This is a genomic window from Amycolatopsis sp. NPDC051373 (assembly GCF_040689465.1).
Taxonomy (GTDB): Bacteria; Actinomycetota; Actinomycetes; order Mycobacteriales; family Pseudonocardiaceae; genus Amycolatopsis.
Map to the genome: position 1 here is coordinate 278954 of NZ_JBFBAE010000010.1, position 13164 is coordinate 292117.

The following is a 13164-nucleotide window of genomic DNA, read 5'->3' on the forward strand; positions in this document are numbered from 1 at the left end:
CCACGCTACCGACTAGTCGGTATGTCGTACAGCCGCCGGCCCGGGTGTCCCCGGGCCGGGTGCCTCTCGCGTGGTCAGGCGGGTTGTCGGGCAGTTCTGTCAGGCGGCGTTGCCGGGCGGGTCAGGCGATCATGCGGGCGACGAACTCGGCGACGCAGGCCGGCTTGGCCTCGCCGTCGATCTCGACGGTCCACCGCACCACAGCTTGCTTGCCACCGGCCACGTCTGTCACCTCGAGCAGGTCCGCGCTGCCGCGCACCTTCGCCCCGACCTTCACCGGTTGCGGGAACCGCACTTTGTTGAGGCCGTAGTTGATGCCCATCTTCAGCCCATCGACGCGGTAGACCTGCGAGCCGAAGTGCGGCAGCAGTGACAGCGTGAGGAATCCGTGGGCGATGGTGGTGCCGAACGGTCCCGCCGCGGCCTTCTCCGTGTCGAGGTGGATCCACTGGTGGTCGTCGGTGGCGTCGGCGAACTGCTGCACCCGCTCCTGCGTGACGGTGAGCCACTCGCTCTCGCCGAGGTGCTCGCCCGCCGCGGCGGCGAACTCATCGACGTTCGTGAACACGCGCATGGCCATCAGTCCTTCGGTCCGCCGGCGACGTAGATGACCTGACCCGAGACGAAGCCCGCGCCCTCGCTCACGAGGAACGAGGTCAGGTGGGCGATGTCGTCGGGCGTGCCCACCCGCTGCACCGGGATCTGCGAGGCGGCCGCCTTCTTGAAGTCCTCGAAGTCCATGCCGAGGCGCTCGGCGGTGGCCGCGGTCATGTCCGTGGCGATGAAGCCCGGCGCGATCGCATTGGCGGTGACGCCGAACTTGCCCAGCTCGATGGCGAGGGTCTTGGTGAAGCCCTGCATGCCGGCCTTGGCGGCGGAGTAGTTGACCTGGCCGCGGTTGCCCAGCGCGGAGGTGCTGGACAGGTTCACGATCCGGCCCCACTTCGCTTCGGTCTGGTACTTCTGCACCGCGCGCGTCATGAGGAACGAGCCCTTGAGGTGCACGCCGAGCACGGAATCCCAGTCGTTCTCGGTCATCTTGAACAGCAGGTTGTCGCGCGTGATGCCGGCGTTGTTGACCAGCACGGTCGGCGCGCCGAGCTCCTCGGCGACGCGCGTGACGGCGGCCTCGACCTGGTCGGCGTCGCTGACGTCCAGCGAGACGCCGACAGCTCGGCCACCCTCGGCCACGATCGCCTCGGCACCGGCCTTCACCGCGGCCTCGTCGAGGTCCAGCAGGCCGACGGCGAACCCGTCGGAGGCGAGGCGGCGAGCGACGGCGGCACCGATGCCGCGGCCGGCTCCGGTCACGATGGCAACCCGGGCGGGGGAATCGGTCACGAGGACCTCCTCATCGTTGAGAAACAGCGATCGGGCAGCAGTCTGCCTGACTAAGCGGCCGCTTTGTAAGGGTACCCGGTGAGTATTCCCCGATTCTGGGACGCCATACCTGAGACTCTGGCGGACATCAAGGTCCAGACCCGTGGAAGCCAACTCGATTTCGTGCCGGTCAGCCGTGTCCTGTCGTCCGAAGGTTCGGCCTGCGGGCCGGTGGGCAAGGCGTGACTGGGCGCCGACTGCGCACATTGATCGGATGCTTCCGGCCTGCTCGAGGCCGGAAGCTCTCGCCGCTTCGGGGCGAGCAAGGGCCTGCGCGGTGTCGTGACGGACGCGACGAGGGTCGGCGATCGAGGCCAGTGGCCGTGACACAGGTCACGCCACAATCGCTGCTGAGACGTACGTGAGAGCGGTTCCGGGCTGGTGATCGCCGGCGTGGCCTACATGCGCCGCATCGACTGCGTAGCCGACGTTGCGCTCCACGCAGGTCAGTTGGTTCAGCGGAGCCAGTGGGCGGTGATTCCGGCCGCGCCGATCCGAGGGTGGCGTAGGCCCAGTCGCGCCCACCGGGCCTCGTGCCGTGCGGACGGCATCGGAGTGCCCCACGTGTACGCAGCAGGCGATCGCTGCTACCGCCGGGTTTTCGCTGTGCTGTGTGCTCGGTTGGCGCGTTGATATCGGAGAGCTGTTGATACGACAATTCGCGGCGAAGGCTCTGATGACGGCGAGGCTTCTTGACGTTTGCGGCTGGATTTTCGTTTGGTTCGATAATCCTGTCGATTCTCCCGCTCCCCCATTCGGTGGTAAGTACTCGCCCGGGGGGCGGGCTCGCCGCCTCGCGTCCCCGTCCGTACGGCAAGCCGTAAGGCCGGCGCCCGGTTCCGCCGCTGGAGTCACGCCCTACCAAGGTTTCGGCTTGATCGGTGTGTGAGATTGCCTGCCGCAACGCGGATCGTGGTTCGATCACGGATCGTGGTGTGTTTAGGTAGGCGTCCCCGCCGATGGAGTGAAGCATGCCCGAACCGGTTGATCTATTGGACGATGACGCCGCCGACACGGCACTGGATTCGCCGGTGTTCGTGGACGCGACGGGGCGGCGGCGGAAGATCTTCCGCCGAGTGGCCGTCGGCGGAGGGGTTCTGACGATCGGGTACGTCGCGGTTCTGGTCGCCGCGTTGCTGGGTGCCCCGGTTCCGTCGCCGCTGCTCGTCCCGATCACGCAGCTCGGCCCCGGGCACACCGATGTCACGACTACGCCCGCGGATCCGCCGGAGCAGAGCACCACGACCGACGCCCCGCCGGCGCCGGAATCCAGTGCCGACGCCACCTCTGCCCGCGGCGGCGCCGGTCCGGTCGACACCGGCGGGGTGCCCTCGACCGCCACCGGGCAGCCTCCCGCCGAGACGGTTTCGGGCCCCGACCACCGCAGTACCCACGCCCCGGACACGCCACCGGGTCAGGCTGACCACAGCAAGAAGCCGCGGCCCTGATGGCCACCGGCCGCCACCGGCCCCGGAGAGGCGCTCCGGCCCCGCGCGCGCACTGGTTCCTGCTGATCGTGGTGCTGGCCGCCGTCGTCGGCCTGCTCGCGCTGCACGCCGTGGTTCTGGGTGAGTTCCACAGCGACGAGACCGCGCCCCAGACGACCTCGTCAGGCGTACCCGACGAGGTGCGCACCGGCGGCTCCCTGATCGATGCCCGCAACGGCTCGCCGGACGTGCGGCGCCCGCCGGACAAGACGCTGGCCCTGACCTTCGACGACGGACCCGACCCGACCTGGACTCCGGCGGTCCTCGCCGTTCTCGACCGCTATCACGTCAAGGCCACGTTCTTCGTCACCGGCGGGCACGCGGCCGAGTACCCGGGGCTGGTGCACGAAATCGCGGCCCGCGGTCACGACATCGGCAACCACACGGCCACCCACGTCGATCTCCGTTCGGCCGGCGACCTGCGTACGCAGGTCGAGCTGCGCTTCACCGATCTCGCCGTGGCCGGTGCGGCCGGGCAGTCCCCGGCGTTGGTCCGTCCGCCGTACTCCGCCACGCCCGCTTCGATCGACAGCCCGGCCTGGGCGTCGATCCAGCGGATCGGCGCCGACGGCAAGATCGCCGTGCTCTCCGACACGGATTCCGAAGACTGGCAACGGCCCGGGATCACCTCGATCGTCGCGAACTCCACCCCGAAGAACGATCGGGGAGCTGTCCTGCTCATGCACGATGCGGGCGGTGATCGTTCGCAAACCGTCGCCGCGCTCGACCGGCTGATCCCCCAGCTGCAGGCCAAGGGGTGGCGGCTGGGTCCGGTGAGCGCCGCGGTCGGTCTCGGCTCGGCCGGGGCTCCCGCCGGTTTCGGCCAGCGAGCGGCCGGCTGGCTGCTGATCGGCGCGGTGCAGGCCAGCGGCGTGGTCGCGAGTGCGCTGACCGTGCTGCTGATCATCGCCGGTGTGCTCGCCGGGCTGCGCACCTTGGTCACGCTGATCACCACCGCGATGCACGTCCGGCGGCGCCGGTCGAAGAGGCTCCGCGCCGTCACCGCACCGGTGACCGTCATCGTCCCCGCCTACAACGAGCGGGCCGGGATCGAGGCCACGATCCGCTCGGTCCTCGCCTCCGACCACCGCGTCGCGCTGATCGTCGTCGACGACGGGTCGACCGACGGCACCGCCGAACTCGTCGAGAAGTACGTCGGCCGGCGCGTCCGGCTGATCCGCCAGGCGAACGCGGGGAAGGCCGCGGCGCTCAACGCCGGCATCGCCGCGGCGAGCACGGACCTCGTGGTGCTCGTCGACGGAGACACGGTGCTGGAACCCGACACCGTGCGCACCTTGGTCCAGCACTTCGCCGACCCCGGGATCGGGGCGGTGTCCGGCAACGCAAAGGTCGGCAACCGCCGCGGCCTGCTCGGGCAGTGGCAGCACATCGAGTACGTCATCGGGTTCAACCTCGACCGCCGGCTCTACGACGTGCTGCAGTGCATGCCGACCGTGCCGGGCGCGATCGGGGCCTTCCGCCGGTCCGCGGTGCTGCGGCTCGGCGGCATTCCCGTCGACACGCTGGCCGAGGACACGGATCTGACCATGGCCATGGAACGCGCCGGTTGGCGGGTCGTCTACGAGCAGGAGGCGCGGGCCTGGACCGAGGCGCCGGCGACGCTCGGGCAGCTGTGGAAGCAGCGGTACCGGTGGTGCTACGGGACGCTGCAGGCGGTGTGGAAGCACCGCCGTGCCGTGCTCGAACGCGGTGCTGCCGGCCGCTTGGGCCGACGTGGTCTGCCGTACCTGCTGCTGTTCCAGGTGCTGCTCCCGGTGCTGGCGCCTCTCGTGGACGCCGCCGCGCTCTTCGCGATCCTCACCAGCGACGGGCTCACCGTCGGCGCGTACTGGCTGGTTTTCCTGGCGCTGCAAGCGATACCCGCGGGGATCGCGTTCCGGCTCGACGGTGAGCGCCTGCGTTCGCTGCTGCTGCTTCCCCTTCAGCAGTTCGTGTACCGGCAGCTGATGTACCTCGTCGTCGTGCAGTCCGTGGTGACCGCGCTCGCCGGGGCGCAGTTGCCTTGGCAGAAGCTTCGGCGCACCGGCCTCGACGTCGACGCTGCGAACCTGTCCGGCGGCTCGTAGCGGGCACCGCACCGCGGTGGGTCCGGGATCCGTGGGGCTTCGCCCACGGCTCGTCAGCACGAGACCCCACCCCTGCGCCGTGATCATCCCGGCGTGGAGCCGGACAGCTCCCCGTTGCGCCCGCGCACGGCGCGAACCGTGATCGCGCGCCGGTCCGACGCATCAGGGTCGCGCTCGGCACGATCCAGCCGCCGCGCGGGAGCCGGGGGCGAGGATCCCGGTCATGGTCGCCGGGTGGAGCGCGGCGAGGCGGGCGAGCGTGCCTCGGGCCGTGCGCGGCGATCAGCTCGAGGCAGTCCAGCTCGAGGCAGTCCAGGTCGACGTCCTTGAGCTTCGGCTGTCTGCCGACCTGGTGGGTGGTGGAGCAGCGGCAGCTGGTTCCGCGGCTCGCGCAGCGACTCCTTGACGGCAACCCTCGAACGCCGCCGGGCCGGTCCGGATCACCGAGTAATACGTAACTCATATGATATGATTATCGTATGATACGGACTCGGGCTCGAGGATGACCGTCATGAGACTCACGCTTTTCGCCGCGACCGGGGGTACCGGCGGCCACGTGCTCGATCGAGCCCTGGCCGCCGGTCACGACGTCACCGCCGTCGTCCGCGACCCCGGCGCGCTTCGCGCATCTGTGCGCACCGTCGTCCGGACCTGAACGACCCCGACCCGGCAGTCCTCGAGGCGGCCGCGGCGGGCGCGGACGCCGTGCTTTCCGGGCTGGGACCGCGCAAGGCGGCCGAGTACAGCATCGTCTCGCGCGGCACGCGCGCCATCGTCACGGCAATGCGGGCGGAGCGCGTGCGCCGGCTCGTCGTCGTCAGCGTCACAGGGGTGCTCGCGCTGCCGACACCCGCACGGCCGCACCCGCCGGGCGACCCCGGCGTGGGGGTCTTTGTGCGGACCGTGCTGGGTCCACTCGCGCGGCTGCGCCTGGGCGGGCACTACGCCGACGTGGCGCGGATGGAGGACGACCTGCGCGCCAGCGGTCTCGACTGGACGTCGGTGCAGCTGTCGGTGCTCACCAATCGGCCGCCCACCGGGCGCTACCGGACTTCCTGCGAGCAGAGCGTCCCGCGCGGCTACCGCATCGCGCGGGCCGATGCCGCCCACTTCGTGCTCGCGTGCCTCGGGATGCCCGAGACCGTGGGGCACTCGATCGCCGTCGCGTACTGACCCTGGAGCGTCTCCGATGTCCACCACTTTTCTCGTCGTGACTCTGATCGCCGTGCTGTGCAACGGTTTCTCCGGCATCGCCGCGTTGCTCCACTTCGGACCCATCCTGCCGGGCATGACCCGCGCCGGGGTGCCGGAGTCCTGGCTGACGTTCCCGATCGGCACGCTCAAAACCGCCGGCGCGGTCGGGTTGCTGGCAGGGGTCCTGGGCGTCCCGCAAGTGGGCCGAGCGGCCGCGACCGGCCTCGTGCTGTTCTTCGTTTGCGCCCTCTGCACTCACGCCTGCGCACGTGACTACACCGCGCAGTTCGGGCTCGCCGTCGCCTTCCTGCTGCTCAACGTCGCCGCCCTGCTGCTGGGCCTGCAGGCCGCTTGACCCGCGCTCGCCGCGCGCGGTCGGTGGCCTGTCGCCGCGGTCAGCTGCTGCTTTCGCGGACTTGGAGGGTCGGGGTGAGGCGGGCGGACTCGGCGGGTTCGCCGTGCATGACGGCGTGCAGGAGACGCACGGCGGCCTGGCCGATCTCGAACATCGGGGAGCGCACGGAGGACAGCGGGATCGGCAGCTCGGCGGCCAGTGAGGTGTCGTTGAACCCGACGATCGCGCAGTCCCGGCCCACAGTGAGGCCGTGGGAGCGCAGGGCGCCCATCGCGCCGATCGCAGCGAAGTCGTTGACTGCGAACAGCGCGGACGGGCGGCGGCCCGAGGCGAGGATCCGTTCGGCCGCTTCCCGGCCGCCCTGGGTGTCGAAGCGGGACAGCACGATGTCGGTGGCGTCGATGTCGCCGCCGAGTTCGCGCCAGCGCTGCACGAAGCCGGCGGTGCGGTCCACACCAGTGGTCGCGTAGGCCTCGCCGGCGATCACGCAGACGTCGCGGTGTCCCTTGTCCCACAGGTGTTCTGCGACCAGCTCGCCGCCGCGGGTGTCGTCGCAGGTGGCCGACGGGATCTCCGGGTGACGGCGGTTCATGAGCACGAACGGCACGGCGCGGCGGCGCAGGTCGGACAGCACCACGTCGACGTCCAGGTGCCGGTCGCCGATGATCAGCCCGTCGACGCGGCGCGCGAGCATCAGCTCGACCTTGCGGCGCTGCTCGTCCACGTCGTCGCGGGAGTTGGTGACGAACGAGGAGTAGCCGATGGTCGCGGCCTCGGCTTCGACCCCCTCGTACATCACGGCCAGCACCAGGTCCGAAAGCCGCGGCACGACCACACCGAGCAACCGCGTGCGGCGCGTGCGCAGGCCGGACGCCTGCGGGTCGGGGGAGTAGCCGAGCTCGGCGGCGAGCTCCCGGATCCGGCGCGCGGTGGCGTCCGACGCCGCGCCGCGTGCCGATGCCGGATCGGAGTGCAGCACACGGGACACGGTCGACGGGTGGATGCCCAGCTGCTGGGCCAGGTCCTTCAAGGTCGGCACGCGCTCGACGGCCGCCCCGTCTCCGGCGGCCGTGCCATCGCCTTCCCTCGCAGCCTTCGCCCTGGGCAAGCCCCCACCTCTCCGCGGGGTATTGACCCCGATTCGACGCACACCGTACAGTCCGCACCCATCGTACCCAATCGTTTGGGTACGCCACGCGCACCGCTACCCAAACGATTGGGTACGGCTACCGAGAGGCATGGAGGTGAAGCAGCCGTGACGACGAGCCTGTCGAGCGAGCGGGGTGAGCACGTCGTGCTCCTCGCGACCGGCGGCACGATCTCCTCCCGCAGCCGCGCCGAGCTCGACGGCGCCGCCATCGCCTCGGACGGCGCCGACGACCTGCTGCGCAGCACCGGCGGCCCGCACTCGCTGCCGGTGCGCGTGGTCGACGTACTGCGGGTCGGTTCGTACACCCTCGACGTGGACGACATGCTGCTGGTCTGCGCCCGGATCCGGGAGGAGCTGGCCGACCCGGCCGTGGTCGGGGTCGTGGTCACCCACGGCACCGACACCATGGAGGAGACGGCGTTCCTGGCCGACCTCGTGCACGCCGACCCGCGGCCGGTGGTCTTCACCGGCGCGCAGCGCGCCGCCGACGCGGCCGACCCGGACGGGCCGGCCAACCTGGCCCGCGCCTTGACCCTCGCGGGCGCGCCGGACACCCGCGACCGCGGGGTGCTGGTCTGCTTCGCCGGCGAGGTGTTTCCCGCCCGCGGCGTGCGCAAGTCGGAAACCCTGCGAGCGCACGCGTTCAGCAACCCCGACGACGGCCGCGACGGCTGGGCCGGCGACCGGCCCGAGCCGCTGCCGCTGCCGGACGGCGGCGCCGGCTGCCGCGTCGACCTGGTGGCGTCCTACCCGGGCGCCGACGCGGCGCACCTGCGCGCGTCGCTGGCCGCCGGCGCGGCCGGGATCGTGCTGCAGGGCACCGGGATCGGCAACGCCAACCCGGTGCTGTGCGAGGCCGTCGCCGAGGCCACCGCGCAGGGCCTGGTGGTGGTCACCAGCACCCGCGTGCAGGCCGGCCCGGTCGTCCCGGTGTACGGCGCCGGCGGCGGCAAGGACCTGCTGGCCGCCGGAGCGATTCCGGCCGGGCTGCTGCGTCCTTCCCAGACGCTCGTCCTGCTGTCTTTGCTCCTGCGGCTCGGGTGGTCCCGCGAAGACATCGCGGCGGCTTTCGCGCGGAGGGGAGGCGAACCCTGACTCCGCTGCTCGGCCCGCTTCCGTTGTTCCCCACTCCACGAAAGGCTTGTTCATGACGAAGGACATCCAGGTCGCGTTCGGCATCGACGTCGATGCCGTGGCCGGCCAGCTCGGCTCCTACGGCGGTGAAGACTCGCCGTGCGACATCTCCCGCGGGATGTTCAGCGGCGAGGTCGGCGGGCCGCGGTTGCTGCGCCTGTTCGAGCGGTACGGGCTGACCACGACGTGGTTCGTGCCCGGCCACTCCATCGAGACCTTCCCCGACCTGACCCGCGCCATCGTCGACGCCGGGCACGAGATCGGCGCGCACGGCTACTCGCACGAGAACCCGATCGCGATGACCCGCGAGCAGGAGACGGCGATCCTGGACCGCTCGATCGAACTGATCGAGAAGGTCGCCGGCCGCCGGCCCACCGGCTACGTGGCGCCGTGGTGGGAGTTTTCCCCCGTCACCAACGAGATCCTGCTGGAGCGGGGCATCAAGTACGACCACTCGCTGATGCACCGCGACTTCGAACCGTACTACGTCCGGGTGGGCGACAGCTGGACCAAGATCGACTACGCCCAGCCGGCCGAGACCTGGATGAAGCCCCTCGTCCGCGGCGAGGAGACGGACCTGGTCGAGATCCCGGCGAACTGGTACCTCGACGACCTGCCGCCGATGATGTTCGTGAAGGCCTCCGCCAACTCGCACGGCTTCGTCAGCCCGCGCGAGCTCGGCCAGACCTGGCAGGACCAGTTCGACTGGGTCTACCGCGAGATGGACGAGGCGACCTTCACCATGACCATCCACCCCGACGTGTCCGGGCGGCCGCAGGTCCTGCTCATGCTGGAGCGGCTGATCGACCACATCAACGGTCACGAGGGTGTCAGCTGGCTGACCTTCGACCAGATCGCCGACTCCTTCCTCGCCCGCAACCCCCGGAAGGGAGCAGGGTCGTGAGCGTCGAACCCCTCGACCTGACGGCGCCCGCCGTCGACGAGAAGCGCAGATTCCCCGTCTTCTCCCGGAAAGCCACCCGCACCGCCACCGTCCTGGCGCTGATCGCCTGGACCATCGCGGTGTTCGACTACGGCCTGTTCGGCACGCTGCTGCCCGCGATGCAGGAGTCGTTCGGCTGGACCGCGTCCGAGGCCTACCAGATCAACACCTGGATCGCCGTGGGCACCGCGATCGTGTGCTTCGGGATCGGCCCGATCATCGATCGGCTCGGCCGCCGCCGCGGCATGATGACCACCATCGGCGGCACCGCGATCATCTCCACCCTGACCGCGCTGATCCCGGCCGCGCTCGGCGCGGTCAGCGGCGTGATCATCACCGTCATCCGCTCGTTCGGTGGGCTCGGATTCTCCGAGCAGGCGGTGAACGCGACCTACATGAACGAGGTCTACCAGGTCACCGAGGACGAGAAACGCCGCAAGCGCCCCGGTTTCTACTACTCGTTCATCCAGGGTGGCTGGCCGCTGGGCTTCCTGCTCTCCAGCGCGCTCGCGTTCGTCTTCCTGGACTCGCTGGGCTGGCGCGCGCTGTACGTGGCGGCCGCGGTCCCGGCGGCGATCGTGGTGTGGGTGATCTGGCGCAAGCTGCGTGAGACGCCGCAGTTCGAGCTGCACCAGAAGCTGACCGAGCTGGAGAAGGGCGGGCGCGCGACCGACGCGCACGCGCTGGCCGCGTCCTACGGCGTCGAGCACTCCTCGGCCTCGCCGCTCAAGCGGCTGTGGGAACCGGCGTTCCGGCGCAACACGATCGTGCTGTCGCTGGCGTGGATCCTGAACTTCTTCGGCATCGCGATCTTCAGCGTGCTGGGCAGCTCGGTGTTGAAGAACGCCAAGGACGTTTCGCTGTCCAGCGCGTTCTGGATGCTGATCGTGATCAACGCGATCGGCTACTTCGGATACGTCTTCCACGGCTGGCTCGGCGACCGGATCGGCCGCAAGCGCACCATCATCATCGGCTGGATCATCTCCGGCCTGTGCTTCGCGCTGATGCTCAGCCCGGCCGCGAGCAGCTCGTTCGTGATCATCCTGACCTACGGCGCCGGGTTGTTCTTCCTGGTCGGCCCGTACGCGGCCATCCAGTACTTCATGGCCGAGTGCTACCCGGTCAGCTGCCGCGCCACTGGCACGTCGTTCATCGGCGCGATGAGCCAGCCCGGCACGATCATCGGCGGCGCGCTGTTCACCGCGGTCGCGGCGGGCGCGGGCACCGGCGCGGCGGCCCTGTGGGTCGGCGCGCTCGGCACCGCGGTCTCCGGTGTGCTGATGATCGCCGCCAAACCGCCCGTCGCCGCCCTGCGAGAGGACCACGCGGATGTCTGAGCCGAAAGCGGCGATCGTCACCGGCGCCGCCAGCGGCATCGGCCGTGCGCTGGCCGTGCACTACGCGCACCGCGGCGTGCACACGGTGATCGGTACGTTCCCCGGCGACCCGCACGACCCGGCCGAGACGCTCCGGCAGGTCGAGGCGGCGGGCGGGAAGGCGGTGGTGCACGAGGTCGACGTGCGCAGCACCGAGCAGGTGGAGGCGTTCGCGCAGCGCGCGGTCGACGAGTTCGGCCGGCTGGACTACGCGGTCGCCAACGCCGGCGTCCTGCGCAACTCCGCACTGGCCGACCTGTCCGACGAGCGTTGGCACGACATGCTCGACGTCGACCTGACCGGCGTGCTGCGCACCCTGCGGGCCGGTTCGACCCGGATGGGCGAGGGCGGCGCGATGGTGGCGGTGTCCTCCATCGCCGGCGGCGTCTACGGCTGGGAGGACCACGCCCACTACGCCGCGGCCAAAGCCGGCGTGTTGGGCCTGGTGCGCAGCGTCGCGGTCGAACTCGGGCCGCGGCAGATCCGGGCCAACGCGGTGATCCCCGGTCTGATCGAGACGCCGCAGTCGCTCGACCCCGTCAACTCGCTCGGCCCGGACGGGCTCGCGCGCGCCGGCGGTGACATTCCGTGGGGCCGCGTCGGCCGGCCGGAGGAGGTGGCCGACGTGATCGGCTTCCTCACCTCGCCGGCCGCCGGCTACGTGACCGGTCAGGCCATCGTCGTCGACGGCGGCCTGACCGTCCGGATGCGCGCGTGACCGCCCGGACCGTCGTGGTCACCGGCGGTGCCAGCGGCATCGGCCAGGCCATCGCGACGGCGTTCCGGGCCAACGGCGACCGCGTCGCCGTGCTCGACCGGACCGCGGGCGCCGACGTGATCGCCGTGGACGTGTCCGATGAGGACAGTGTGCGTTCGGCGTTCTCCGCGGTGCGCACCGAGTTCGGGGTGGTCGACGTGCTGGTGAACTCGGCCGGTCTGCTCACCGAGTCGCCGGTCGAGGACATGGACCTGGCGGTGTGGAACGAGACCATCGCGGTCGACCTGACCGGGGTGTTCCTGTGTTGCCGGGAGGTGCTCAAGCCGATGCGGGCGCAGCGGTGGGGCCGGATCATCAACATCTCCTCGCAGCTGGGCATCAAGGGCGGCACCGGCCTCGGCCACTACAGCGCGGCCAAGGCCGGGGTCATCGGGTTCACCAAGGCGGTGGCGCTGGAGGTGGCGGCGGACAACGTGCTGGTCAACGCCATCGCTCCCGGCCCCATCGAAACCCCGTTGGTGGACGGCATTTCCGAGGCGTGGAAGGTGGCGAAGCGAGCCGAGCTGCCGCTGGGCCGGTTCGGCACCCCGGAAGAGGTCGCCCCGGCGGCGCTGCTGCTGGCCGCCGATCCGGGCGGAAATCTGTTCGTGGGGCAGACGCTGGGGCCGAACTCCGGCGACGTCATGCCCTGAAATCGCCTGCGGGAAAGGGGTTCGAGGTGTGCGGAGCCTGCGGCCGGACGGTCGTCGCCGATCCGGTGTTCCCGGACGGCCGCAGTACCCGCGGCAACCTGATCGCCGGCCAGGTCCTCGACGCGCTGTGCGCCGTGGCGGGCAACCGGATCCGGGTCACAGGCCGCCCCGAGGGTTTCACCGTCGCCCTCCCCGGGCGGCGGCCGGTGCCGTGCGCGACCGTGGCCGAAGTCTGGTCGGCTGTGTTCGCCGCGGCGCCGGCCACCGCCATCACCCCGACCGCCGAACTCGAAGCGCGGTACCGGACCGAGATCCGGTTGCTGCGCGCCATCATCACGGCTTCCGGTACCGCACCACTGCCGTGAAGGTGAATCAACTCCTCGCTGCTGAGACCCTCGAGCCAGGTCACGTACGTGGCTCCGTTGACGCTGCCTGGCGTGCTGCACACGCGTGACGTGACCCGCGACCAGATGGCCGAGGACGCTACGGCGGATCAAGGCTGCGGCGCCGCCGGAAATGCGCGCCCACGACCCTGACGCCGGCGACCTCGTCTACACCGGCGACGTCGGCACCGGCTTCTCCCGCACCGCGCTCGGCGATATCCGCACCGGCATGGCAATCGATCGGCAGCCAGAAGAGGCACTGCGG

General features: G+C 70.7%; 14 protein-coding genes. 11 read left to right on the forward strand and 3 right to left on the reverse strand.

All coding sequences use genetic code 11. The features are described 5' to 3' along the window. Positions 1–121: 121 nt before the first annotated feature. Complete coding sequence (locus tag AB0383_RS21110; RefSeq protein WP_285968699.1) at positions 122–574, reverse strand: MaoC family dehydratase; 453 nt, start codon at positions 572–574, stop codon at positions 122–124. 5 nt (positions 575–579) lie between these two features. After that, positions 580–1341 (reverse strand): 3-oxoacyl-ACP reductase FabG, encoded by a 762-nt coding sequence (gene fabG, locus AB0383_RS21115; RefSeq protein ID WP_364187917.1) that lies wholly within the window; start codon positions 1339–1341, stop codon positions 580–582. 1010 nt (positions 1342–2351) lie between these two features. Here fabG and AB0383_RS21120 point away from each other — a divergent pair. The 5 genes from AB0383_RS21120 (at position 2352) to AB0383_RS21140 (ending at position 6503) form a co-directional block, all read left to right on the forward strand. Further along, a complete protein-coding gene (locus AB0383_RS21120) occupies positions 2352–2828 on the forward strand; it encodes a hypothetical protein (protein WP_366188308.1) in 477 nt (158 codons plus the stop codon). Further along, the gene (locus AB0383_RS21125; RefSeq protein WP_366188309.1) at positions 2828–4954 is read left to right on the forward strand and encodes a bifunctional polysaccharide deacetylase/glycosyltransferase family 2 protein; all 2127 of its coding nucleotides are present in this window, start codon (positions 2828–2830) and stop codon (positions 4952–4954) included. Before AB0383_RS21120 ends, AB0383_RS21125 begins: the two co-directional genes overlap by 1 nt. Before the next feature lie 511 nt (positions 4955–5465). Next, complete coding sequence (locus tag AB0383_RS21130; protein WP_364188027.1) at positions 5466–5609, forward strand: NAD(P)H-binding protein; 144 nt, start codon at positions 5466–5468, stop codon at positions 5607–5609. Then, on the forward strand, positions 5606–6127 hold the full coding sequence (locus AB0383_RS21135; RefSeq protein ID WP_366188323.1) for an NAD(P)H-binding protein: 522 nt from the start codon (positions 5606–5608) through the stop codon (positions 6125–6127). The genes AB0383_RS21130 and AB0383_RS21135 overlap by 4 nt, the downstream gene beginning before the upstream one ends. A 16-nt stretch (positions 6128–6143) precedes the next feature. Continuing rightward, positions 6144–6503 carry a DoxX family protein gene (locus tag AB0383_RS21140; protein WP_364187926.1) on the forward strand — a complete coding sequence of 120 codons (360 nt, stop codon included), beginning with the start codon at positions 6144–6146 and terminating at the stop codon, positions 6501–6503. A gap of 40 nt (positions 6504–6543) precedes the next feature. Here AB0383_RS21140 and AB0383_RS21145 read toward each other — a convergent pair whose 3' ends face one another. Continuing rightward, positions 6544–7611 carry a LacI family DNA-binding transcriptional regulator gene (locus AB0383_RS21145; protein WP_364187929.1) on the reverse strand — a complete coding sequence of 356 codons (1068 nt, stop codon included), beginning with the start codon at positions 7609–7611 and terminating at the stop codon, positions 6544–6546. A gap of 147 nt (positions 7612–7758) precedes the next feature. Here AB0383_RS21145 and AB0383_RS21150 point away from each other — a divergent pair, with 147 nt between their 5' ends. Genes AB0383_RS21150 through AB0383_RS21175 form a run of 6 tightly spaced genes read left to right on the forward strand, consistent with a single transcriptional unit; the run spans position 7759 to position 12881 of the window. After that, complete coding sequence (locus AB0383_RS21150) at positions 7759–8748, forward strand: asparaginase (RefSeq protein WP_364187932.1); 990 nt, start codon at positions 7759–7761, stop codon at positions 8746–8748. Positions 8749–8800: 52 nt separating this feature from the next. After that, positions 8801–9691: a polysaccharide deacetylase gene (locus AB0383_RS21155; RefSeq protein WP_364187935.1), complete on the forward strand. Its 891-nt coding sequence runs from the start codon at positions 8801–8803 to the stop codon at positions 9689–9691. Further along, positions 9688–11067, forward strand: coding sequence for an MFS transporter (locus tag AB0383_RS21160; RefSeq protein WP_366188310.1), 1380 nt, complete (start codon positions 9688–9690; stop codon positions 11065–11067). Before AB0383_RS21155 ends, AB0383_RS21160 begins: the two co-directional genes overlap by 4 nt. Next, entirely contained in the window at positions 11060–11824 is a 765-nt protein-coding gene (locus AB0383_RS21165) for an SDR family oxidoreductase (RefSeq protein ID WP_220238784.1), read from the forward strand. Before AB0383_RS21160 ends, AB0383_RS21165 begins: the two co-directional genes overlap by 8 nt. Next, complete coding sequence (locus AB0383_RS21170; RefSeq protein WP_366188311.1) at positions 11821–12516, forward strand: SDR family NAD(P)-dependent oxidoreductase; 696 nt, start codon at positions 11821–11823, stop codon at positions 12514–12516. The genes AB0383_RS21165 and AB0383_RS21170 overlap by 4 nt, the downstream gene beginning before the upstream one ends. Before the next feature lie 26 nt (positions 12517–12542). Continuing rightward, complete coding sequence (locus AB0383_RS21175; protein WP_366188312.1) at positions 12543–12881, forward strand: hypothetical protein; 339 nt, start codon at positions 12543–12545, stop codon at positions 12879–12881. Positions 12882–13164 lie beyond the last annotated feature (283 nt).

Excerpts from the sequence above, each read along its gene's own strand:
- AB0383_RS21125 (WP_366188309.1), top strand. The coding sequence starts at position 2,828 with ATGGCCACCGGCCGCCACCGGCCCCGGAGAGGCGCTCCGGCCCCGCGC.
- AB0383_RS21110 (WP_285968699.1), bottom strand. The coding sequence starts at position 574 with ATGCGCGTGTTCACGAACGTCGATGAGTTCGCCGCCGCGGCGGGCGAG.
- AB0383_RS21120 (WP_366188308.1), top strand. The coding sequence starts at position 2,352 with ATGCCCGAACCGGTTGATCTATTGGACGATGACGCCGCCGACACGGCA.
- AB0383_RS21130 (WP_364188027.1), top strand. The coding sequence starts at position 5,466 with ATGAGACTCACGCTTTTCGCCGCGACCGGGGGTACCGGCGGCCACGTG.
- AB0383_RS21140 (WP_364187926.1), top strand. The coding sequence starts at position 6,144 with ATGTCCACCACTTTTCTCGTCGTGACTCTGATCGCCGTGCTGTGCAAC.
- AB0383_RS21155 (WP_364187935.1), top strand. The coding sequence starts at position 8,801 with ATGACGAAGGACATCCAGGTCGCGTTCGGCATCGACGTCGATGCCGTG.
- AB0383_RS21165 (WP_220238784.1), top strand. The coding sequence starts at position 11,060 with ATGTCTGAGCCGAAAGCGGCGATCGTCACCGGCGCCGCCAGCGGCATC.